This window comes from Stenotrophomonas sp. AN71 (genome assembly GCF_050435725.1).
Classification (GTDB): Bacteria; Pseudomonadota; Gammaproteobacteria; order Xanthomonadales; family Xanthomonadaceae; genus Stenotrophomonas.
The window spans coordinates 224,580-246,420 of the sequence record NZ_JBNDKU010000005.1 but is presented as its reverse complement, the minus strand read 5'-3'; the positions used below and the strand labels follow the sequence as shown (position 1 = coordinate 246,420).

28 protein-coding genes are annotated in these 21,841 nt (G+C 67.2%); 21 read left to right on the top strand and 7 right to left on the bottom strand.

The features are described 5' to 3' along the window. Positions 1-4: 4 nt before the first annotated feature. From ABH900_RS10810 to ABH900_RS10795, 4 genes are all read left to right on the top strand, one after another. A complete protein-coding gene (locus ABH900_RS10810; protein WP_429622841.1) occupies positions 5-667 on the top strand; it encodes a DUF2238 domain-containing protein in 663 nt (220 codons plus the stop codon). Further along, positions 664-1,323, top strand: coding sequence for a phosphoribosylglycinamide formyltransferase (purN, locus tag ABH900_RS10805; protein ID WP_429622840.1), 660 nt, complete (start codon positions 664-666; stop codon positions 1,321-1,323). The genes ABH900_RS10810 and purN overlap by 4 nt, the downstream gene beginning before the upstream one ends. A 67-nt stretch (positions 1,324-1,390) precedes the next feature. Further along, complete coding sequence (locus tag ABH900_RS10800) at positions 1,391-2,212, top strand: DUF3108 domain-containing protein (protein ID WP_429622839.1); 822 nt, start codon at positions 1,391-1,393, stop codon at positions 2,210-2,212. 2 nt (positions 2,213-2,214) lie between these two features. Next, positions 2,215-2,898 carry a DUF3108 domain-containing protein gene (locus tag ABH900_RS10795; protein WP_429622838.1) on the top strand — a complete coding sequence of 228 codons (684 nt, stop codon included), beginning with the start codon at positions 2,215-2,217 and terminating at the stop codon, positions 2,896-2,898. 151 nt (positions 2,899-3,049) lie between these two features. On the opposite strand, the gene ABH900_RS10790 is transcribed toward ABH900_RS10795, so the two are convergent. The 3 genes from ABH900_RS10790 to ABH900_RS10780 are packed head-to-tail and all read right to left on the bottom strand — an operon-like array spanning position 3,050 to position 4,881. Further along, the gene (locus tag ABH900_RS10790; protein WP_429622837.1) at positions 3,050-3,361 is read right to left on the bottom strand and encodes an EF-hand domain-containing protein; all 312 of its coding nucleotides are present in this window, start codon (positions 3,359-3,361) and stop codon (positions 3,050-3,052) included. After that, entirely contained in the window at positions 3,358-4,629 is a 1,272-nt protein-coding gene (murA, locus tag ABH900_RS10785; protein WP_429622836.1) for a UDP-N-acetylglucosamine 1-carboxyvinyltransferase, read from the bottom strand. Before murA ends, ABH900_RS10790 begins: the two co-directional genes overlap by 4 nt. Positions 4,630-4,650: 21 nt before the next feature. After that, on the bottom strand, positions 4,651-4,881 hold the full coding sequence (locus ABH900_RS10780; protein ID WP_006422849.1) for a BolA family protein: 231 nt from the start codon (positions 4,879-4,881) through the stop codon (positions 4,651-4,653). 54 nt (positions 4,882-4,935) lie between these two features. On the opposite strand from ABH900_RS10780, the gene ABH900_RS10775 reads away from it, so the two are divergent. The 16 genes from ABH900_RS10775 to ABH900_RS10700 all read left to right on the top strand — a co-directional run bounded on the left by ABH900_RS10775 (position 4,936) and on the right by ABH900_RS10700 (position 18,165). Then, positions 4,936-5,937 (top strand): KpsF/GutQ family sugar-phosphate isomerase, encoded by a 1,002-nt coding sequence (locus ABH900_RS10775; RefSeq protein ID WP_429622835.1) that lies wholly within the window; start codon positions 4,936-4,938, stop codon positions 5,935-5,937. 66 nt (positions 5,938-6,003) lie between these two features. Further along, a complete protein-coding gene (locus ABH900_RS10770) occupies positions 6,004-6,552 on the top strand; it encodes a KdsC family phosphatase (protein WP_429622834.1) in 549 nt (182 codons plus the stop codon). Then, positions 6,549-7,124, top strand: coding sequence for an LPS export ABC transporter periplasmic protein LptC (gene lptC, locus ABH900_RS10765; protein ID WP_429622833.1), 576 nt, complete (start codon positions 6,549-6,551; stop codon positions 7,122-7,124). Before ABH900_RS10770 ends, lptC begins: the two co-directional genes overlap by 4 nt. A gap of 101 nt (positions 7,125-7,225) precedes the next feature. Further along, complete coding sequence (lptA, locus tag ABH900_RS10760) at positions 7,226-7,792, top strand: lipopolysaccharide transport periplasmic protein LptA (RefSeq protein WP_429622831.1); 567 nt, start codon at positions 7,226-7,228, stop codon at positions 7,790-7,792. Next, positions 7,792-8,511, top strand: a complete 720-nt coding sequence (gene lptB, locus ABH900_RS10755; protein ID WP_429622830.1) for an LPS export ABC transporter ATP-binding protein — start codon at positions 7,792-7,794, stop codon at positions 8,509-8,511. The genes lptA and lptB overlap by 1 nt, the downstream gene beginning before the upstream one ends. Before the next feature lie 40 nt (positions 8,512-8,551). Continuing rightward, positions 8,552-9,973 (top strand): RNA polymerase factor sigma-54, encoded by a 1,422-nt coding sequence (locus ABH900_RS10750; RefSeq protein ID WP_429622829.1) that lies wholly within the window; start codon positions 8,552-8,554, stop codon positions 9,971-9,973. A gap of 58 nt (positions 9,974-10,031) precedes the next feature. Then, on the top strand, positions 10,032-10,349 hold the full coding sequence (gene hpf, locus ABH900_RS10745; RefSeq protein WP_004147311.1) for a ribosome hibernation-promoting factor, HPF/YfiA family: 318 nt from the start codon (positions 10,032-10,034) through the stop codon (positions 10,347-10,349). Positions 10,350-10,370: 21 nt separating this feature from the next. Then, positions 10,371-10,823 carry a PTS sugar transporter subunit IIA gene (locus ABH900_RS10740; RefSeq protein WP_429622828.1) on the top strand — a complete coding sequence of 151 codons (453 nt, stop codon included), beginning with the start codon at positions 10,371-10,373 and terminating at the stop codon, positions 10,821-10,823. After that, positions 10,820-11,770, top strand: a complete 951-nt coding sequence (gene hprK, locus ABH900_RS10735; RefSeq protein WP_004147299.1) for an HPr(Ser) kinase/phosphatase — start codon at positions 10,820-10,822, stop codon at positions 11,768-11,770. The genes ABH900_RS10740 and hprK overlap by 4 nt, the downstream gene beginning before the upstream one ends. Positions 11,771-11,797: 27 nt before the next feature. Further along, complete coding sequence (gene rapZ, locus ABH900_RS10730) at positions 11,798-12,682, top strand: RNase adapter RapZ (protein ID WP_429622827.1); 885 nt, start codon at positions 11,798-11,800, stop codon at positions 12,680-12,682. A gap of 274 nt (positions 12,683-12,956) precedes the next feature. Beyond that, positions 12,957-13,349 (top strand): PTS sugar transporter subunit IIA, encoded by a 393-nt coding sequence (locus ABH900_RS10725; RefSeq protein ID WP_429622826.1) that lies wholly within the window; start codon positions 12,957-12,959, stop codon positions 13,347-13,349. Then, positions 13,342-13,611: an HPr family phosphocarrier protein gene (locus ABH900_RS10720; RefSeq protein ID WP_429622825.1), complete on the top strand. Its 270-nt coding sequence runs from the start codon at positions 13,342-13,344 to the stop codon at positions 13,609-13,611. Before ABH900_RS10725 ends, ABH900_RS10720 begins: the two co-directional genes overlap by 8 nt. A 2-nt stretch (positions 13,612-13,613) precedes the next feature. Continuing rightward, complete coding sequence (gene ptsP / locus ABH900_RS10715) at positions 13,614-15,383, top strand: phosphoenolpyruvate--protein phosphotransferase (protein ID WP_429622824.1); 1,770 nt, start codon at positions 13,614-13,616, stop codon at positions 15,381-15,383. A 202-nt stretch (positions 15,384-15,585) separates the two neighbouring features. Continuing rightward, a complete protein-coding gene (gene mgtE / locus ABH900_RS10710) occupies positions 15,586-16,947 on the top strand; it encodes a magnesium transporter (RefSeq protein ID WP_429622823.1) in 1,362 nt (453 codons plus the stop codon). 61 nt (positions 16,948-17,008) lie between these two features. Beyond that, complete coding sequence (locus ABH900_RS10705) at positions 17,009-17,275, top strand: hypothetical protein (RefSeq protein ID WP_429622822.1); 267 nt, start codon at positions 17,009-17,011, stop codon at positions 17,273-17,275. Positions 17,276-17,346: 71 nt separating this feature from the next. Then, positions 17,347-18,165, top strand: coding sequence for a prolyl oligopeptidase family serine peptidase (locus ABH900_RS10700; RefSeq protein ID WP_429622821.1), 819 nt, complete (start codon positions 17,347-17,349; stop codon positions 18,163-18,165). A gap of 300 nt (positions 18,166-18,465) precedes the next feature. On the opposite strand, the gene ABH900_RS10695 is transcribed toward ABH900_RS10700, so the two are convergent. The 4 genes from ABH900_RS10695 to ABH900_RS10680 form a co-directional block, all read right to left on the bottom strand. Further along, positions 18,466-18,954, bottom strand: a complete 489-nt coding sequence (locus ABH900_RS10695; protein WP_429622820.1) for an REP-associated tyrosine transposase — start codon at positions 18,952-18,954, stop codon at positions 18,466-18,468. 175 nt (positions 18,955-19,129) lie between these two features. Further along, entirely contained in the window at positions 19,130-20,080 is a 951-nt protein-coding gene (locus tag ABH900_RS10690; protein WP_429622819.1) for an aspartate carbamoyltransferase catalytic subunit, read from the bottom strand. A gap of 16 nt (positions 20,081-20,096) precedes the next feature. Beyond that, on the bottom strand, positions 20,097-20,564 hold the full coding sequence (gene ruvX / locus ABH900_RS10685) for a Holliday junction resolvase RuvX (RefSeq protein WP_429622818.1): 468 nt from the start codon (positions 20,562-20,564) through the stop codon (positions 20,097-20,099). Continuing rightward, entirely contained in the window at positions 20,557-21,123 is a 567-nt protein-coding gene (locus ABH900_RS10680; protein WP_429622817.1) for a YqgE/AlgH family protein, read from the bottom strand. Before ABH900_RS10680 ends, ruvX begins: the two co-directional genes overlap by 8 nt. An 89-nt stretch (positions 21,124-21,212) precedes the next feature. On the opposite strand from ABH900_RS10680, the gene ABH900_RS10675 reads away from it, so the two are divergent. After that, positions 21,213-21,758, top strand: a complete 546-nt coding sequence (locus ABH900_RS10675; protein WP_429622816.1) for a DNA-3-methyladenine glycosylase I — start codon at positions 21,213-21,215, stop codon at positions 21,756-21,758. The last annotated feature ends 83 nt before the right edge of the window (positions 21,759-21,841 follow it).

Here is a 21,841-nt window from a genome sequence, read left to right as displayed (position 1 = left end):
CCCCATGTCCGCGCCTGCCCTCCCGACGACCGCCTCGCCCACCGCCTCCCGCTTCTCGGGCCCCAAGAAGCTGGCCTTCGCCGCCGTGCTGGCGGTGTTCGCGATCAGTTGGGTCCACCCGCTATGGCCGACCGAACAGGCCCTGCACAGCACGCTGACCGTGATCGGGCTGGCCGCCCTGCTGTGGGTCGACCGTCGCGGTGGCTGGCTGGGCAACGGCGCCTTCATCGCCATCTGCGGCTTCATCGCCCTGCATTGCGTGGCGGCGCGCTGGCTGTATTCGAATGTGCCGTACGACGCCTGGGCGCAGGCGTTGACCGGCTGGTCGCCAAATGCGGCGTTCGGCTGGCAGCGCAATCATTTCGACCGGCTCATCCACTTCCTGTTCGGCGTCTGCTTCACGCCTGCGCTGCTGCAGCTGGCCCGCCATGCCTGGCCGGCACTGCGCATTGGCCAGGCCTTCACCCTGGCGGTGATGGTGGTGATGTGTTCCAGCCTGGTCTACGAATGGTTCGAGTGGGCCATCGCGCTGGCCCTGTCACCGGATGCCGCCGAGGCCTACAACGGCCAGCAGGGCGACATGTGGGACGCGCATGCCGACATGCTGATGGCCACCGTAGGCAGTCTGCTGACCTGGCCACTGATCCGCCGGAGTGTCCAGCGATGAGCGCCCCCACCCGCATCGCCGTGCTCGCCTCCGGTCGCGGCAGCAACCTGCAGGCCATCCTCGACGCCATCGGCGGTGGCCAGCTGCCCGCCAAGGTGGTCGGCGTGTTTTCCGACCGCCCCGCCGCTGAAGCCCTGCAACGTGTCGCTCCCGGCCTGCGCTGGGCGCACGCACCGAAGGAATTCAGTGACCGCGCCGCCTACGAGCTGGCGCTGGGCAATGCGCTGGCCGCCGCCACACCGGACTGGATCATCTGTGCCGGCTACATGCGCATCCTCGGCGCCGACTTCGTGCAACGCTTCGACGGCCGCCTGGTCAACATCCACCCGTCGCTGCTGCCGCTGCACAAGGGCCTGGACACGCATGCACGGGCACTGCAGGCCGGCGATGCCGAGCACGGTGCAAGCGTGCACCTGGTGGTGCCCGAGCTGGACGCCGGCGCGGTGCTGGCGCAGGCACGGGTGCCGGTGCTGCCCGGCGATGACGCACACAGCCTGGGCGAACGCGTGCTGGCGGTGGAACATCCGCTGCTGATCGCCACCCTGCAGCTGCTGTGCGCCGGCCGTCTGGCTGAACGGGACGGCCAGCCGTGGCTGGACGGTCACCCCCTGTTTAACCCCCTGGCCCTAGATTCCGCCGGGAACCTGAACCGGTAACTCGCTTGCACACGCCCCGCTGACTGCGGGGCTGGCATCCTGCCCCCTCCTGCGGTCCCTGTCCTCCATGAAGACCACGACCCTGCTGTCCACTTCACTGCTGCTGTCGCTTGCCGTGCTTCCCGGCGTGGGCTGGGGCCAGGCACAACCGCCTGCCGCTTCGCCCACACCGGCGCCTGCCGTGCAACCACCCGCCGAGCCGGCCGCGCCGATGCTGCCCGCATTGGCGTGGGAGCCACCGCCGCTGCAACCGTTCAGCGCTACCTACCAGGCCTTCTACAAGGGCAAGGAGGCCGGCGACGCCAGCATGCAGGTCACCCACACCGGCGGCAGCCAGTGGCGGGTGGACATGCAGGTGGTCGGCCGCCGCGGGTTCGCCAGCGTGCTGGGCCTGAACATCGAGCAGAGCACGGTGTTCGAGGAGCGCAGCGGCACCTATGCGCCGCTGAGCCAGAGCACGGTGCGCAAGGGCCTGTTCCTGGGCAAGAAGGCGGTCGGCACCTACAACTGGCAGGCCGGTACTGCGCAATGGACCGGCGACGTCAAGAAGGAGCGGGCGCAGCCGATCCCGCTGCAGCCCGGCGACCAGAGCGCGCTGCTGCTCAACCTGGCGATCATGCGCGATGCCCGCCCGGGTGCCGCGATGCACTACCGCTACGTGGACATGGGCAAGGTCCGCCAGCATGACTACCAGGCCGCGCCACAGACCGAGAACGTCGAAGTCGGCGACCTGTCCTACAACGCGCTGCGGGTCTACCGGACCAACGGCGGCAACAACGAAACCATTCTCTGGATCGCCAACGGTGTCCCCACCCCGGTGCGCATCCTGCAACGCGAAGACGGCGAAGACCGCGTCGACCTTCGACTGATCGAATACCAAGGAGTCTGAGCATGAGCACCCTGACCCGCCCCCTCACCTGGATCGCTGCCGCCGCCCTGTCGATGGCCAGCCTGCCGGCCATGGCCCTGCAGCCGTTCAAGGCCGATTACCTGGCCAGCTACATGGGCATGCAGGCCAATGGCAGCATGACGCTGAGCAGCGAAGGTGCAAACAAGTGGCGCTACACGCTGCAGGTGAAAAACCAGCTCGCCGACCTGAGCCAGAGCACGGTGTTCGAGGAAGTGCGTGGCCAGCTGCGCCCGCTCAGCAGCCAGGACCGCTCGGCACTGCTGGTGAAGAAGCGCAACGTGCAGGCGAACTACAACTGGACCAGCAACCAGGCCACCTGGACCGGCGACATCAAGCCGGACCGTGCCGGACCGATCGCGCTGAAGGCCGGTGACATGGATGCCCTGCTGATCAACCTGGCGATCGCCCGCGACCTCGCCGCCGGCAAGCCGCTGACCTATCGCATGGTCGACGAAGGCCGCATCAAGAACATGACCTACCGCGTGATCGGCAAGGAGTCGATCACCGTGGGCGGCAAGAGCTACGACGCCACCAAGGTCTCGCGTGCCGACGGCAACAAGGAGCTGATTGCCTGGATCGTGCCGGAGTTCCCGGTGCCGGCGCGCATGCTGCAGCGTGAGAACGACCGCGACGCGCTGGACCTGACCATCAAGGCGATGAACTGATGGCCCGGGGTCGGAGCCCTTCCCAACGGGAAGGGCTCCGACCCCGACGACGCCATCCACGCGTGGCGTGGATCTACTTCATGGCCCAGTAGATCCACGCCATGCGTGGATGGATGTCCCAGAAAAAACGCCCGCTTCCGCGGGCGTCTTCTTATTTCTTCTCGTCGGCCGGCTTGAACTCGGTGCGGCAGTCCACGCGGATCTGCTCGCCGGTGCTACGCCAGACGAAGGTGCGGCAATGGCGGCTGCCTTCCTGGCTGTCGTTCACCGACACCGCATAGAGCGACTGGATGATCTCCTCGCGCGAGACCGTGCCGTCGCCGTTCCAGTCCATGTCCTTCTGCTCGATGCCCTGGGTGATGGCGATGTTGGCGTACCAGGCATAGCCCAGCCACGCCAGCACGATCAGCACCAGCACCAGCAGCGCCTTGCGACGGGGGCTGAACTTGCCGCGCAGGATCATGGCACGCGCCGGATGGTGGCACCGAGCGAAGACAGCTTCTCTTCGATGTTCTCGTAGCCACGATCAAGGTGGTAGATGCGGTCGATGGTGGTGTCGCCGCTGGCCATCAGCCCGGCCAGGATCAGCGACGCCGACGCACGCAGGTCGGTGGCCATCACCGGCGCACCGCTCAGGTGCTCGTTGCCACGCACGATCGCGGTGTGACCTTCAACCTGGATGTCCGCGCCCAGGCGCAGCAGTTCGTTGACGTGCATGAAACGGTTCTCGAAGATCGTTTCATTGATCACGCCGACGCCATCGGCCACGCAGTTGAGCGCCATGAACTGCGCCTGCATGTCGGTCGGGAATGCAGGGTACGGCGCGGTGGTCAGGTTGACCGCCTTCGGCCGCTTGCCCTGCATGTCCAGGGTGATGGTGTCGTCGGTGGTCTCGATCTTCGCACCGGCTTCGACCAGCTTGGACAGCACCGCGTCCATGGTGTTCGGGCGCGCGCGGTTGACCGTGACCTTGCCGCCGGTCATCGCCGCAGCGACCAGGAAGGTGCCGGTCTCGATGCGGTCGGGCAGCACTTCGTGGCGGCCACCGGACAGGCGCTCGACGCCTTCGATGACCAGGCGGGCGGTACCCAGGCCTTCGATCTTCGCGCCGAGGGCGATCAGGCAGTGCGCCAGGTCGGTGACTTCCGGTTCCATCGCACAGTTGTCGAGGATGGTGGTGCCTTCGGCCAGCACCGCACCCATCAGCACGTTCTCGGTGCCGGTGACGCTGACCATGTCGAAGGTGAAGTGGCCGCCCTTCAGGCGCTTGGCCGAAGCCTTGATGAAGCCGTTCTCGACCACGATCTCCGCACCCAGTGCCTGCAGACCCTTGATGTGCTGGTCGACCGGACGCGAGCCGATCGCGCAGCCGCCGGGCAGCGACACTTCGGCCGCACCGAAGCGGGCCAGCAGCGGGCCCAGCACCAGGATCGAGGCGCGCATGGTCTTGACCAGCTCATACGGCGCCACATGCTGGTTGACCGGGCGCGGGTCGACCACGATCGCGCTGCCACGCGACAACGTGCCCTGGTCGATGGTGACCTTGGCGCCCAGTTCGCCGAGCAGCTTCACCGTGGTGACCACGTCGTGCAGGTGCGGCACGTTGGTGATCTCCACCGGCGCATCCGCCAGCAGGGTCGCGCAGAGAATGGGGAGGACGGCGTTCTTGGCGCCGGAGATGCTCACTTCACCGTGCAGCGCAGCGCCGCCGGTCACAACGATCTTGGCCATGTATTCGGGATCTTCTGCGGTTCAGCCGGCTTCGGCCGGGGTCACGGTTTTCAACGCAAGCGCGTGGATCGCGCCGCCCATCAGGTCGCCCAGGGTGGCATAGACCATCCGGTGGCGGGCCAGCGGCATCCGGCCGGCAAAGGCCTCGCAGACCACGGTCGCTTCGAAATGCACGCCATCGTCGCCACGCACGTCGGCGCGGGCGCCGGGCAGGCCGGTTTCGATCAGGTTGCGGATGGTGTCGGCGTCCAACGGGCTTTCCTAATAAAATGAGCGCTCATTCTACTTCCGCTGCGTGGCGTCCGCATGGCCGAGTCCCTCCTGCCCCCCCGTTCCGTTGATCCAGCCAGCCTGGTCGCCAGTGGCCGCCGCGTCTTCGAGATCGAACAGCAGGCCCTGGATGCGGTCGCCTCCCGACTGGGCGAGGCCTTCCAGCAGGCCTGCCAGGCGATCCTGGCCAGCCGCGGCCGGGTGGTCGCCACCGGCATGGGCAAGTCCGGCCACATCGCCCGCAAGATCGCCGCCACCCTGGCCTCGACCGGCACGCCGGCGTTCTACGTGCATCCGGGTGAGGCCGGCCACGGCGACCTGGGCATGATCACCGAGGATGACGTGGTGCTGGCCCTGTCCTATTCGGGCGAGTCCGACGAGGTGCTGATGCTGCTGCCCGTGCTCAAGCGCCAGGGCAACCTGCTGATTTCCATGACCGGCCGCCCGCAGTCGAGCCTGGCCATCGCCGCTGACGTCCACCTGGACGTCAGCGTACCGGCCGAGGCCTGCCCGCTGGCGCTGGCGCCGACCTCCAGCACCACCGCCTCGCTGGCGATGGGCGATGCGCTGGCCGTGGCCCTGCTCGATGCCCGCGGCTTCACCGCCGATGATTTCGCCCGCTCGCACCCGGCCGGCAGCCTCGGCCGCCGCCTGCTGCTGCACATCACCGACGTCATGCACACCGGCGAGGACCTGCCCAAGGTCCCGGCCGGGGCCAGCCTCAGCGAGGCACTGGTGGAAATGAGCCGCAAGCGGCTGGGCATGACCGCCGTGGTTGACGCCGATGGCGTGCTGATCGGCCTGTTCACCGATGGCGACCTGCGCCGTGCGCTGGACAGTGCGTTGGACGTTCGAACGGCGAAGATCGCCGATGTGATGACCCGCAACCCGCGCACCATCGGCGCCGACCAGCTGGCGGTGGAGGCTGCCCGGCAGATGGAAACCCAGAAAATCAACGGCCTGATCGTGGTCGATGGCCAGGGGCGCGCCGTCGGCGCCCTGAACATTCATGACCTGTTGCGGGCCCGGGTGGTTTAACCGACAGTCCGTAGACCCCATTCAGTCTGTAACGCCCTACCCGACCCTACCGAGCCTGCTGCCCTGATGCCCTGGTCCCCCCTGCCCGCCTTCCCCGCCCACCTGCATGCCGCCGCGGCCCGCATCCGCCTGGCCTGCTTCGACGTGGACGGCACCCTCACCGACGGTCAGCTGTACTACGACAAGGACGGCAACGAGAGCAAGGCGTACTTCGTGCAGGACGGCCTGGGCCTGAAACTGCTGCAGCAGCACGGCATCCACCCCGTGCTGATCACCGCGCGCAACAGCCAGTCCGCGCTGAGGCGCGGCGCCGACCTCGGCATCGATACCCAGATCGCCGTGGGCGACAAGCTGGCCAGCGTGCAGGCGCTGTGCGCGCAGCACGGCATCGGCCTGGACCAGGTGGCGTTCATGGGCGATGACCTGCCGGACCTGGCACCGCTGGGTGCGGTCGGGCTGGCGGTAGCCCCGGCCAACGCCCACCCGTGGATCGCCGAGCGCGTGCACTGGCAGACCCGCGCCGACGGCGGGCGCGGCGCGGCGCGTGAGCTGTGCGACATCCTGCTGGCCGCCCAGGGCCATGTGGACGCCGTACTGGCGAGGTTCGGCGCATGAACCTGCCAACGCTCAACTGGCGCACCGTACTCGGCATCGGCCTGCTGTTGGCGGCCCTGCTCAGCAGCTGGGCCGCACTGCGGAACCGCGACAAGGGCCCGGCCAGCGGCGGCCAGGAGATCGGCGTGGACTACATCCTGCACGACTTCCAGATCGTCGCGCTGGATGAGCACGGCAAGGAATCGACCACTCTGCGTGCGCCGCTGCTGGAGCGCCAGCGCGGCGACCAGACCATCAACATCGCCACCCCGCTGTTCGAGATGCCGGACAAGGATGGCAAGCACTGGACCCTGCGCGCCGAAACCGGCTGGCTCAGCGCCAAGGGCGATGAAATGAAGCTGCGCGGCAGCGTCGCTGGCGACAGCCCCGCCGATCCGGGCGTGGTGCCGACCACCTTCCGCACCGACCACCTAGACGTGTTCCCGAAGGAGAACCGTGCCCGCACCGATGCGCTGGTGACCATGACCCGCCCGGGCATGGAACAGTCCGGCGTCGGCTTCGAGGTGGATTCGAAGAACAACACGTATCATTTCCTCAGCCAGTCCAAGGGCCGTTACACGCCCCGACGCTGATTCCGCCGCCTGCCTGCGACGTCCCCGGACAGGCGCAAGGCCGGCAGCCCACCCACCCGCCCCCGGTCTACCGGGAGGCCCTACCGGTAGAACGGACCCCGATGAAGATTCCCTTTGCAGCCGTACTCGCGTTCGCTCTTCTTGTTCCCAGCGCCGCCTTCGCCAAGTCCACCGACCGCAACGAGAACATGAACATCGAGTCCGGCGCCCAGTCGGGCGTGTTGACGGGCGACGGCAAGACTGTGCTCTCGCAGGGCGTGACCGTCACCCAGGGCTCGCTGGACATCCGTTCGTCCGAAGCCGAGATCTACCTCAAGGATGGTGAAGCGGTACGCGCGGTGTTCACCGGCAAGCAGGCCACGATGAAGCAGCAGCTCGACGACGGCACCTGGATGGACGCAGTGGCCGATCGCATCGACTACGACATCAAGACCGAGATCATCACCCTGACCGGCAACTACAAGGTCACCAGCGCGCGCGGTACCAACGCCGGCCAGCGCATGGTCTACAACACCCGCAGCGGTGAAATGAACTCCGGTGGCGATGGCAGCCGCGTGCGCACCGTCATCCCGCCGAAGAACAAGAATCCTGCCGCGCAGCCGTCGGCGGCAGCGCCGAAGGCAGCCCCGGCCAGCACGCCGGCCAAGCCGGCCGGGAGCAAGAAGTAATGCTCGTCGCCAAGGGCCTGCGCAAGAAATACAAGCAGCGCGAAGTCGTCAAGGACTTCGGGCTGACCCTCGATGCCGGTGAAGTGGTCGGCCTGCTCGGCCCCAACGGCGCCGGCAAGACCACCTGCTTCTACATGATCGTCGGCCTGGTTGATGCCGATGCCGGCAGCATCGTGCTCGATGGCAAGGACATCACCAGCGACCCGATGTACACCCGTGCCAAGCAGGGTGTGGGCTACCTGCCGCAGGAACCGTCGGTGTTCCGCAAGCTGACCGTGGCCGACAACCTGCGCCTGGTGCTGGAACTGCGCGAAGACCTGGACGCGGCCGGCCGCGAGCGCGAATTGAACAGCCTGCTCGACGAACTGCAGCTGGGCCACGTAGCCGACCAGCTCGGCGCCAGCCTGTCCGGCGGCGAACGCCGCCGTTGCGAGATCGCCCGGGCGCTGGCCGCGCAACCGCGCCTGATCCTGCTCGACGAACCATTCGCCGGCGTCGACCCGATCTCGGTCGGTGAAATCCAGCGCATCGTCACTCATCTCAAGCAGCGTGGCATCGGCGTACTGATCACCGACCATAACGTGCGCGAGACCTTGGGAATCTGCGACCGCGCGTATATCCTCGCCGAGGGCACCGTGCTCGCCCAAGGCTCGCCGGAGGCGATCCTGGACAACGCCGACGTACGTCGCGTCTACCTTGGGGATTCCTTCAAGCTGTGACGGCAGGCGCCGGGGCCCTTTCCTTCCGTTCGGCACAGGCATGAAGACTCGGCTGCAGACATCGTTGGGACAGCAGCTGGTGCTCACGCCCCAGTTGCAGCAGGCGATCAAGCTGCTGCAGATGTCCACCACCGAGCTGGAGCTGGAGATCGCCCAGGCAGTGGAGAGCAACCCGCTGCTGGACTGGGCCGACAGCAACGATGGCAGCACCGCCAACGAAGGCGGTGACAGCAATGACGGTGAGGCCCCCACCGAACGCGCCGACAACGGCGACGACTGGGCACCGGCCGAGCTGGACTGGAGCGCTGCCGGCAGCGGCGGCAGCTTCGATGACGACGAGGAAACCGGCAGCGCGGCCGAGCGCGTGGCTGAAACCGAAACGCTGGTCGATCACCTGCTGTGGCAGCTGCACCTGTCTCACCTTTCCCTGCGTGACCGCGGCATCGGTGCCGCGCTGATCGATGCGCTGGACGACGACGGCTACCTGCGCGAACCGCTGACCACCATCGCCGAAACCCTGCTGCCGGCAGTCCATGCCGATGAGGATGAGATCCTCGCCGTGCTGCACCGCATCCAGCGCTTCGACCCGGTGGGGGTGGCTGCGCGCACGCTCGGCGAATGCCTGCAGCTGCAGTTGGACGTGCTGGGCGACGACACACCGGGGCTGGCGCTCGCGCGACAGATTGCCGCAGGCCCGCTGGAACGGCTGCCGCGCAGTGGCGTGGCCGGGCTGGCCCACGAGCTGAAACAGCCCCTGGACGAGGTCGAGACCGCAGTCACCCTGCTGCGCTCCCTGGACCCGCGTCCAGGCACGCAGATCGCGCCGCTTTCGCAGGACACCTACGTGGTACCCGACGTGGTGGTGTGGCGGCAGAACGGCATCTGGCGCGCGGCGCTGGCCGGCCATGCCGGTCCGAAAGTGGTCATCCACCGCGGCTATGAACAGTTGATCCGCCGCTGCGGCGAAGCCGATGCCAGCTACCTGCGCGCCCAGTTGCAGGAAGCACGCTGGCTGCTCAAGGGCCTGCAGCAGCGTGGAGAAACCCTGCTGCGGGTGGTGCGCAGCCTGATCCTGCAGCAGTCCGGCTTCCTCGAGTTCGGCGAGCAGGCGCTGCGCCCACTGACCCTGCGCGAGATCGCTGCAGAGTTGGGCCTGCACGAATCCACCGTGTCGCGTGCGATCGCCCGCAAGCACGTACGTACGCCGCGCGGCACCCTGCCGCTGCGGGCCTTCTTCGCTTCGGGCATCGACACCGAGGGCGGCGGCGAGGCCTCCAGCACGGCCATCCAGGCGATGATCCGGCGCCTGATCGACGACGAGAACCCGCGCAAGCCGCTTTCTGACGCCAAGCTGGCTGACCTGCTCAAATCGTCGGGAATTCCAGTGGCGCGACGCACCGTGGCGAAGTATCGTGAAGCCATGAACATCTCCGCCTCGCACGAAAGGGTCAGAATCGCTTGACGCGCCGCCGCGCCCGGCGGAGAGGTTCATTGGCACATCCGAATACAGGAGAAACCCGATGCGCATCGAAACGTTTGGCAAAGATGTCGAAGTCACCCCGGCCCTGCAGTCCTATGTAGAGGAGAAGCTGGCCCGGATCGGCAAACACTTCGACCAGCACTGCGAAGCGCGGGTGACCCTCAAGCTGCAGAAGACCGAACACCACGTCGACGCCAGCCTCAACATCCCGGGCCAGACCCTGCACGCCGAGGCCAACGCCCAGACCATGTATGCCGCGATCGACCTGCTTGCGGACAAGCTTGACCGCCTGGTCATCAAGCACAAGGAGAAAAAACAGCAGCACGCACCGCTGCCGGTGGGCGACAATGGTGGCTGATCGCCACCGTTCCCCGCAGACATGCCCCTGACTGACCTCCTGGCGGCCGTGCAGACCCAGCTCTGCACGGCCACCGACCGCGACAGCGTCCTGCAGGCCGCCGCCGGGTTGCTGGCCTGCCGCCAGGCCAATGCCGAACAGATCTATCTGAACCTGTGCCAGCGCGAAGCCCTGGGCAGCACCGCGATCGGCCACGGCATTGCCATTCCCCACGGCCGCGCGCCGACGTTGGACCGCCCCCGTGGCGCCCTGCTGCGGCTGGCCGCCCCGGTCGACTTCGGTGGCGACGAACCGGTCGACCTGGTATTTGCGATGGCCGTCCCTGCCCATTACACCCACCAGCACCTGATGCTGCTGTCCGAGCTGGCCGAGCTGTTTTCCGCGCCGGACATCCGCCAGGCGCTGCGCGAAGCCGGCGATGCACAGGCACTGCGCGAAGCGCTGGACATGACCCCACCTGCGAGTGCCGCATGAATACCAGCATCACCGCCCGTGAACTGTTCGAACAGCAGCGCGAGCGGCTGGGGCTGCGCTGGGCCGCAGGCAAATCCGGCGAGAAGCGTGAACTCGAAGCCGGCAACACGGTCTCGCGGCGCCCCTCGCTGGCCGGCTACCTCAACGCGATCTACCCCAACAAGGTGCAGATCCTCGGGACCGAGGAGCTGTCCTGGCTCGACGCGCTGGAACCGCGCCAACGCTGGGAGACCATCGAAAAGATCATGCAGTCGCATCCACTTGCGCTGGTGCTGACCCGCAACCAGCCCTGTCCGGAAGACCTGCGCGCGGCGGCCGATGAATCCGGCACGCCGCTGTGGCTGTCGCCCAAGCGCGGCCACGAACTGCTCAACCACCTGTCCTACCACCTGGCGCGCACGCTGGCGCCGCGGGTGATCCTGCATGGTGTGTTCATGGAGATCTACTCGATCGGCGTGCTGATCACCGGCGAGGCCGGGTCGGGCAAGAGCGAACTGGCGCTGGAGCTGCTCAGCCGCGGCCACCGTCTGGTCGCCGACGATGCCCCCGAATTCACCCAGATCGCCCCGGACGTGCTCGATGGCACCTGCCCGGAACTGCTGCAGGACCTGCTGGAGGTGCGCGGCCTGGGCGTGCTGAACGTGCGCGAGATGTTCGGCGACACGGCTGTAAAGAAGAACAAGTACCTTCGGCTGATCGTGCACCTGACCAAGCCGATGACCGAGCCCACGCCGCATGGCTACGAGCGCCTGACCGGCGATTCGGGCACCCGTCACGTGCTGGACCTGGACGTTCCGCTGATCACCCTGCCGGTGATGCCCGGCCGCAACCTGGCCGTGCTGACCGAGGCGGCCACCCGCCTGCACATCCTGCGCACCAAGGGCATCGACCCGGCGGCGATGTTCATCGCCCGCCACAGCAACCTGCTGGAACGGCGAACACCCTGATTCCCCTGCCCTTCGAAGAGCCTGTCCATGAGCACCGCAATTCCCACCGCCCCGACCCTGATCATCGTCAGCGGCCTGTCCGGCTCGGGTAAATCCGTCGCCCTGAAGACCTTCGAGGATCAGGACTACTACTGCTCGGACAACCTGCCGATCCATCTGCTGCCCGATTTCGTACGCAGTCTGTTGGCCAACCACGACGGCAGCGCACCGCGCCGGCTGGCGGTGGGCATCGACGTGCGTGGCCAAGCCGACCTGAGCCAGTTGGGCGACTGGCGACAGCTGGCCACCGATGCCGGCGTGGAAGTGAAGGTGCTGTTCTTCGAGGCCAGCAACGAAACCGTGCTCAAGCGTTATGCCGACACCCGTCGACGCCATCCGCTCAGCCAGCTGGGCCTGTCGCTGCCCGAGGCGATCGCCCGCGAGCGCGAACTGACAGCGCCGCTGCGCCTCGAGGCCGACGCGGTGATCGATACCAGCAACCTGAACGTGCACCAGTTGCGGCGGCGGATCATCACCGAGTTCGCGTTGGACCATGCCACCGGCCTGTCGCTGTTGTTTGAATCGTTCGCCTACAAGCGTGGCGTGCCGGCCGAAGCGGACTTCGTGTTCGACGCCCGCGTGCTGCCCAACCCGCACTGGGACCCGGACCTGCGCGCGCTCAGCGGCCGCGAGCCCGGCGTCCGCGACTACCTGGAAGCGCAGCCGGACGTGCAGCGTTACCTGACCCAGCTGATGGATTTTCTCGATACCTGGTTGCCGAAACTGGGCGATGGCACCCGCAGCTACGTGACGGTGGCCTTCGGCTGCACCGGCGGCAAGCATCGTTCGGTGTTCCTGGCCGAGCGCATGGCCCGCCATGCCCGCGAGATGGGCTGGGAAGACGTGGCGACCTATCATCGCGAACAGGATTGAACGTCAAGCGAAGACGGAACGATGAGCGTAGATCCACGCCATGCGTGGAGACCGCCCAGAGGGCGGCACAAGCGCCCGCAGCCGTACACCAGTCCACCCCCACCATGCGGCCGACGTTGATCGCCTGCCGGAGCTGCTCCCGGGCGTTTGGACCCTGCGCTCGGGGTCCTTCCACGCATGGCGTGGATCTACTGGACGGAATACATGAATACGGGACACAGTGCCCCTCTCCTGCTGCTATCGCCAATTCACCTTGACCTGTTAACGTGCAGTAATGACCTGTGGCATTCTCCTCGTAACACATCCTGGGGTCGGGGCTGCCCTGCTTGACGTGGCGACCCGGCTCCTGCGGCAATTGCCGCGCAAGACCGAAGCTTTCGAAGTACCGTTCGACGCAGACCTGGACGCCCTGCTCCCGCTCGCCTCGGCCGCCCTGCGGCGGGTCGACGGCGGTGAAGGCGTGCTGATCCTGACCGACCTGTACGGCGCCAGCCCCGCCAACCTTGCCGGGCAGCTGGCCCGGCTGGGGACCCCGGTTCGCCGGGTGTCGGCGCTGAGCCTGCCGATGTTGCTGCGGGTGATGAATTATCCGGAACAGGGACTGGATCAACTGCCCGCCACAGCCGCGGCGGGTACCCGTAATGGAGCGATAGTCGACGATGCTTGAACGAGAACTCACCGTCAGCAACCGCCTGGGCCTGCATGCCCGGGCCACCGCCAAGCTGGTGCAGACCCTGGCGCCGTTCCGCTGCAACGTGACCATGGCCGCCAAGGGCCGTGAGATCAACGCCAAGAGCATCATGGGCGTGATGCTGCTGGCCGCTGGCCAGGGCACCCCGGTCACCGTGCGCATCAACGGCGAGGACGAAGCCGTCGCGATGGAGGCGGTGGTCGATCTGTTCGAACGCCGCTTCGACGAGGACAGCTGAGCGTGCCACGTGCACGCGCCGGCCAGGTCAGTTCCGGCCAACGGCCGGTCCAGCTGCTGGCTGGGCATGGTGCCGCGCGCGGCGCGGCGATGGGGCGGGCCCGCGTGCGCCTGCCGCATGCACTGGAAGTGGCCGAGCAGCGTGTCAGCCCCAGCCAGGTCGACGCCGAACTGGCCCGCCTGCACCGTGCGGTGGACGCCGCACGCACGGAAATGCATGAGCTGCGTCAGCGCCTGCATGGTGCACTGAACCAGGAAGTGGGCGAGTTCCTCGACCTGCACGCCCTGCTGCTGGACGACCCCGAGCTGTTGTATGGGCTGGACGAACTGATCCGCAGCGGCCCGTACAGCGCCGGTTACGCGCTGCGCCTGCAGCGCGATCGCCTGGCCAAGGTCTTCGATGGCATGGACGATGCCTATCTGAAGAGCCGCATGGACGACCTCGACCATGTGATCGGCCGCATCCACGCCTTCCTGCAGCCCGAACGCCCACCGGCAGTAAAAGGCCTGGCCGGCGAGATCCTGGTCTGCGACAACATCGCCCCCTCCGAACTGGCGCAGCTGCAGTCCCAGGGCGTGGTCGGCATCGTCACCGCCGCCGGCAGCGCGCTGTCGCACAGCGCCATCCTCGCGCGCAGCCTGCACCTGCCGCTGATCGTCAACGTGCCGCAGCTGCTCAGCCGCATCGCCGATGGCGATGTGCTGATCATCGATGGCGCCGATGGCAGCATCACCGCCAACCCGCAGGCCGACAACCTGCGTGACTACCGCGCTCGGCTGAAGGAACACGCGCGCGAGCAGCGCGAACTCAGCCGCCTGCGCAGCAAGCCCAGCCGTACCCGCGACCAGGTCGACATCGCCCTGCTGGCCAATGCCGAATCGCTGGAAGACGTCACCCAGGCGCATGCGCTGGGTGCGCAGGGGCTGGGCCTGTACCGCACCGAATTCCTGTTCCTGCAGCGCAACGAACTGCCGGACGAAGAAGAACAGTTCCAGACCTACCGCGATGCCGCGCTGGGCATGAGCGGACGCCCGGTCACCATCCGCACCCTCGATCTGGGCGCGGACAAGGCCGATCGTACCGGCCTGACCTTGAGCAACGAAGAGAACCCGGCACTGGGCCTGCGCGGCGTGCGCCTGTCACTGGCGTGGCCGAAGGTGGCTGACACCCAGCTGCGCGCGATCCTGCGCGCCTCCGCCTACGGCAAGCTGCGCGTACTGGTGCCGATGATCAGTACCCGCGAGGAGCTGCTGGCGGTGCGCCGGCGCATGCTCAAGCTGACCGAACAGCTGCGCGAGGAAGGCCACATGGTCTCCGAGCACGTGCCACTGGGCGCGATGATCGAGGTACCGGCCGCAGCATTGGCACTGGAAAGCTTCATCGATCTGGTCGACTTCCTGTCGATCGGCACCAACGACCTGGTGCAGTACCTGCTGGCCGCCGATCGCAACAACGAAGCACTCGGCGAGCTGTACTCGCCGCTGCACCCAGCCGTGTTGAGGCTGTTGCAGATGGTGATCGAGACCGGTGCGCGCCACCGCATCCCGGTAGCGGTGTGCGGCGAGATGGCGGGCGATGCCCGGATGACACCGCTGCTGCTGGCGCTGGGCTTGAACGAGTTCAGCCTGCACCCCGGCACCCTGCTGGAGGTGCGCCGCGCGATCCGTGAAGCCGACCTGGCCACGCTGCGTGCGCGCGCGCCGAAGCTGCTGGCCGCACGCGATCGGCGGGGTATCGAGCGCTGGCTGGCGCTGGTGGCCGATACGCCCTGACGCGCCGACGGTAGTGCCGGCCGCTGGCCGGCAACTGCACCCGACCCAGCGAAGGTCCATGAGGTTGCCGGCCAGCGGCCGGCACTACCATCACCCGGCGGCTATGCGTTGAAACATCCCCTTGCGATAATGACGCGCTGAACACCCCAGTTGCCGCATCCTTGCCGGGATCGCGGCTTTTCTTATCCCCGCGGGAGCTGCGATGGCTGAAGCTGTACGCCACGACAAGACTGCACGCCAACTGCGGATGCTGTCCGATGCACTGGACAGCGGCCGGCTGGGGCCGGTGCGTCGGCTGGTCAACACCCTGGCCCCGGCCGAGATCGGCAACCTGCTCGAATCGCTGCCGCCGGGCAAGCGCGAGGTGGTGTGGGGCCTGGTCGACCCGGAAGATGACGGCGAGGTGCTGGTCCACGTCGGTGAAGACGTGCGCGAGAGCCTGCTCGCGGACATGGACCCGGACGAGATCATCGCCGCGGTCGAAGACCTGGACATCGACGATCTGGCCGACCTGGTCGAAGACCTGCCGGACACGGTCATCGACGAAGTCCTCAAGTCGATGGACCGCGAGAACCGCGAGCGCCTGGAACAGGTGCTGTCCTATCCCGAGGACAGTGCCGGCCGCTTGATGAACCCGGACGTGGTGACCGTGCGCGCCGACGTCAACGTCGACGTGGTGCTGCGTTACCTGCGTCTGCGCGGCGAACTGCCCGACCACACCGACCACCTGTTCGTGGTCAGCCGCCGCCATCAGTACCTGGGCCGGGTGTCGCTTGCGGCACTGGTGACCCATGAGGACACCACGCCGATCAACCGCTTGATCGACGACGAGCAACCGGCGATCGACGTCGGTGAGGGTGACCAGGAAGTGGCCCGCCAGTTCTCCGACCATGACTGGATCTCGGCGCCGGTGGTGGACGAGAACAACATCCTGGTCGGCCGCATCACCATCGATGACGTAGTCGACATCATCCGTGGCCAGGCCGAGCACCAGGCGCTGGGCGCCGCCGGCCTGGACGAGGACGAAGACCTGTTCAGCCCGGTCTGGCGCGCGATGCGCCGCCGCCTGATGTGGCTGTCGGTGAACCTGTGCACGGCGTTCCTGGCCTCCAGCGTGGTCGGCCACTTCGAGGGTACGATCGACAAGCTGGTGGCGCTGGCCGTGCTGATGCCGATCGTCGCCGGCCTGGGCGGCAACGCCGGTACCCAGGTGCTGGCGCTGATGGTGCGGGGCCTGGCCCTTGGCCAGGTGGGCGCCTCCAACGCGCGCACGCTGCTGTGGAAGGAAGTGCGGGTGGCCGCACTCAACGGCCTGTTGCTGGGCTCGGTGCTGGGCCTGATCGTGCTGGCCTGGTTCCACTCGCCCGGGCTGTCGGCGGTGATCGCCATCGCGCTGACCTGCAACCTGCTGTTCGCCGCGCTTGCTGGTGTGTTGGTGCCACTGACCCTGAAACGCTTCGGCTTCGATCCGGCCCTGGCCAGCGGCATCTTCCTGACCGCAGTGACCGATTCAATGGGCTTCTTCACCTTCCTTGGCCTGGCCACCCTGGTGCTGCTGCACTGACCGTATCAAGGGCCGGATCCCCGCCACGCGGGCTCTGGCCCCATCCCCACTGGAACACCCCATGGCAACCACGATCGACAACTACTTCCAGCCCGACTGGCGCGACCAGCAGCACACCTGCCCGGCGTGCGAATGGAAAGGCAGCTCGCGCGCCATGGTGATGGAGCTGGACGAAGACGCCACCGAGTATGACTGCCCGGTCTGCGAGAACCCGCTGCTGGTGGTGCTGCATCCGGACCTGGCCCAGGTGCAGGCCGCTGCCGCCGAGGGCAATGCCGAAGCCCAGGAGCAGCTGGACATCATCGCCAGCTTCCCGCGCCCGCAGTGACGCGGCGCATGATGCCGCGTTGACCGCCGACGGACTACGATGCAGGCGACCTCGCTGCTTCGGGAAACACCATGGCCCGTTCGATCCCGCGTTGGCTGCCGCTGCTGGCCGTTCTGATGATGACCGGCTGTGCCTCGCTCCCGGACAGCGCGCGCGGGCACTTCGAAGGCCGCGCCGTGAAGGTGGACGGAGAGACCGCCTACTACCAGGTGTTCATTCCTGCCGGGCTGCAGGCCGGCAACCTCGCAAAGCCAGGCCTCGCTACTGCCAAGGCCCCGGTCATCCTGTTCCTGCATGGTTCGGGCGAGCGTGGCGGTGATGGCACCAAGCAGACGTTTTCGGGACTAGGTCCCTATCTGCGCGAGCATCCGGACTTCCCTGCCCTGGTCGTGTTCCCGCAGGCGCCGCGGCATTCGGAATGGAGCGGCCGCAACAACCGTGTGGCGATCGCCGCGCTTGACGCGACCGTTGCCGAGTTCGACGCCGACCCAACACGCCAGTACCTGACCGGCATGTCGATGGGCGGCTACGGCAGCTGGAACATCGCGTTGGACGATCCGCAGCGCTTTGCCGCGATCGTGCCGGTCTGCGGTGCCATCCTGGCCCCGCGCGCGAAGCGGCCGACCCTGTTCGTCGAACAGGTCACCCATGAAGCGGACCCGTACGCCGTGATTGCCAAGCGCCTGCAGCACACGCCGATCTGGATCTTCCACGGCGCGCTGGACGATGTGGTGCCACCGGAGGATGACCGCAGACTGCATGCCGCGTTCCTGAGCGCCGGTGCCCACGATGTGCGCTACACCGAGTACCCGGAAGGCAACCACAACGCCTGGGATGCCACCTACGCCGACCCGGCGATGTGGGATTGGTTGTTCGCGCAGAAGCGCTGAGTCACCGTTTCCCGTAGCTGCCCACCAGGGTTGGATCCTGGTTCCGGTGGGTGCCAACCCTGGTTGGATCCTGATTTCGGTGGGTGCCAACCTTGGTTGGATCCTGGTTCCGGTGGGTGCCAACCTTGGTTGGATCCTGATTTCGGTGGGTGCCAACCCTGGTTGGATCCTGATTTCGGTGGGTGCCAACCTTGGTTGGATCCTGGTTTCGGTGGGTGCCAACCTTGGTTGGATCCTGGTTTCGGTGGGTGCCAACCTTGGTTGGATCCTGGTTTCGGTGGGTGCCAACCTTGGTTGGCACTATCTGTCCGCCCCCATGAACTCCGCCTTGGCAGAACCTCCGGGTTCCCACTGACACCACGCATGCGGGTACTCGCCAAGCTGCGTTGCCAGCCCAGCCCTGATCGGATTGGCCATCACATACATCGCGTGCCGGAACAGCGATTCATCAGAGCGGATTGCATGATCGTGATAGCAGGACTGCCAGAAGCGCCCCACCCTGCCCAGTACCCTGTTTGCGTGCACGGCCGTACGCGACTTGAAGCGCTTCATGACAACGTCGAGCGATGCCGCGCGCAGCTGCATCAACCAGTGGACGTGATCCGGCATGACCACGTAGGCAATCGAATGGGTCAGACCTTCCAGATCCAGACGCCGGAACTCCTGCACGGCGGTATCCGCAACGGCGTCGTTGGCGAACAGCGCCGCCCGGCCATGCACGTTCGTCGTGAGGATGTAGCACTGGCCGATAGTGGAGTGACGGCCTAGCAGAAGGCGGGCGCTGTTCATGCAGACGAGCATGTGCGGACGCATGTTCGCTGAACATCGGGAAATCACCTTCGTCCGGGTAGGCCAGTGCCAACCAAGGTTGGCACCCACCACAACAGCAGTGCCAACCAAGGTTGGCACCCACCACAACAGCAGTACCAACCAAGGTTGGCACCCACCATGGTGATGCGGCAGATCAGCCCAGCAGGGTTTCCAGTACGGCCATGCGCACGGCGACACCGTTGGCGACCTGGCGCAGCACCCACGACTGCGGGCCATCGGCCACGTCGTCGGTGACTTCCACACCGCGGTTGATCGGGCCTGGGTGCAGCACCGCTGCATCCTTGCCGGCGCGGGCCAGGCGTTCGTTGGTCAGGCCGTACTGCGCGTGGTACTGCTCCAGCGACGGCACCAGGCCTTCCTCCATGCGCTCGCGCTGCAGGCGCAGCATCATCAGCGCATCCACGCCTTCCAGCATCGCGTCGAAATCATCGCCGACCACGCACCCCTTGAGGGTTTCGTCGTCCGGCAGCAACGACTGCGGGCCGCACACGCGGATCTCGCCCACGCCCAGCGTGCGCAGCGCATGCAGGTCGGTGCGGGCCACGCGCGAGTGCTTCACGTCGCCGACGATCACCACCTTCATCTTCGAAAAGTCCGGCCCCTTGGCCTGGCGCAGGGTCAGCATGTCCAGCAGGCCCTGGGTCGGGTGCGCGCTGCGGCCGTCACCGGCGTTGATCAGCGCTGTGCCTTCACCGGCGGCAGCGGCCAGGGCAGCCACGGCACCATCGTCGGGATGGCGCACCACGAAGCCGCGCACGCCCATCGCTTCCAGGTTGCGCAGCGTGTCGCAGGCGGTTTCACCCTTGCGCGTGGACGAGGTCGAGGCATCGAAATTCAGCACGTCGGCGCCCAGGCGCTGCGCGGCCAGCTGGAATGAACTGCGGGTGCGCGTGGACGGTTCGAAGAACAGCGTGCACACCGCCGAACCAGCCAGCACGTGGCGCTTGTTGCCGACGCGGCCAACGGCGGCATCGCGGATCTGCCCTGCCCGATCGAGCAGCTGCAGCAGGGTTTCGCGCGGCAGGCCCTCAAGGGTCAGCAGGTGGCGCAGGCGGCCGGAGGCATCGATTTGCTGGGCGGTCATGACGGGAGTCGTGCAGTCAGGGAATGGGGGTGGCGTCGTCCGGCGACGACAGCCAGCGGTCGATGATCACCGCCGCGGCCACGGCATCGAGGGCGGCCGCATCACGGCGGCGCTTGCGCCCTTCGGCGCGCTCGACGGCGAAGCGGCGGGCGGCCTCGACCGAGCTGGAACGCTCGTCGATCATCACCACCGGCAGCTTGAAGCGTTCCCGCAGCTGGCGGGCGAAGCCCTGCGCGCGCTTGCGGTTGGGCTGGTCCTGGCCGTCCAGGGTCAGCGGATCGCCAACCACCAGGCCGTCCGGCTTCCATTCCTTGATCAGGCGCTCGACGGCGGTCCAGTCGGGACCATTGCCGTGCACGTCGACCACCGCCACCGCTCGCGCATGCGCGGCGAAGGCGCTGCCGATGGCCACACCGATCCGCCGCGAACCGACGTCGAAGCCAAGCACGGTGCCATCGCGGCGGATCACGGCCGGCTCAGACATGGCCGCTGTAGTCCGTCAGCCGGAACAGGTCCACGCCGATACGCGAGGCTGCGCCCTGCCAGCGTTGCTCGAGCGGCAGCTGGAACACCAGCTCGGCATCGGCCGGTACGGTCAGCCAGCTGTTCTCGGACAGTTCGCTTTCCAGTTGGCCCGCACCCCAGCCCGCGCAGCCCAGGGTGACCACAGCGTTGGCCGGGCCTTCGCCGCGCGCCATCGCTTCGAGGATGTCGCGCGAGGTGGTCAGGTACAGGCCATCGCCCACGGTCAGGCTGGAATCCCACGCCCGTGCATCGTCGTGGATGACGAAGCCGCGTTCGGGATGCACCGGGCCACCGTTGAGCACCATGCGCGCCTGCAGGGCGCCGTCACCGGTGCTGATGTCCATCTGCGCGAGCACTTCGCCCAGCGTGTATTCGGACGGTTGGTTGACCAGCACGCCCATCGCCCCGCTCTCGTCGTGCTGGCAGATCAGCGCCACGCTGCGGGCAAAGGTCGCATCGAGCAGCGACGGCAGCGCGACGAGCAGGTGATCGGCAAGGGAGGTCGGCGTTACAGACATGGCTGCCATTCTAACGGCTGGCTGCGCCGGGCGCCTCCACCCGGCGGTCACGGCGCGCATAATGGCCGCCCGTACCGCAGGAGTTCGACGTGTCCGGTTACTGCCTCATCGCGCCCGGTCACCCGGTGCACGACTTTTACCACGCCAACGAGTACGGCTTCCCGCAGCGCGAGGAGCGCGAACTGTTCGAGCGGCTGCTGCTGGAAATCAACCAGGCCGGCCTGAGCTGGGAGACCATCCTGAAGAAGCGCGAGGGCTTCCGCGCGGCCTATGACGGTTTCGACGTGGACCGCGTGGCCGGCTACGCCGAGCAGGACATCGAACGGCTGCTGTCGGACCCAGGGATCATCCGCAACCGGCTGAAGGTGCTGGCGGCGATCCACAACGCGCAGGTGATCCAGCAGCTGCGCGCCAGCCACGGCAGCTTCGCCGGCTGGTTGGATGCGCATCACCCGCGCGACAAGGCTGATTGGGTGAAGCTGTTCAAGAAGACATTCCGCTTCACCGGCGGCGAGATCACCGGCGAGTTCCTGATGAGCCTGGGCTACCTGCCCGGTGCGCACGCCGCGGACTGCCCAGTACACGCGCGGCTGCTGACGCTGTCGCCACCGTGGTTGCAGGCCTCCGCCCGCTGATGGACATCCGCCGGGCGGGGTCCCCGGCGCGACCACGCGTTGGTTCCGGTAGCGCCGGGCGATGCCCGGCGAACGCGGAACGC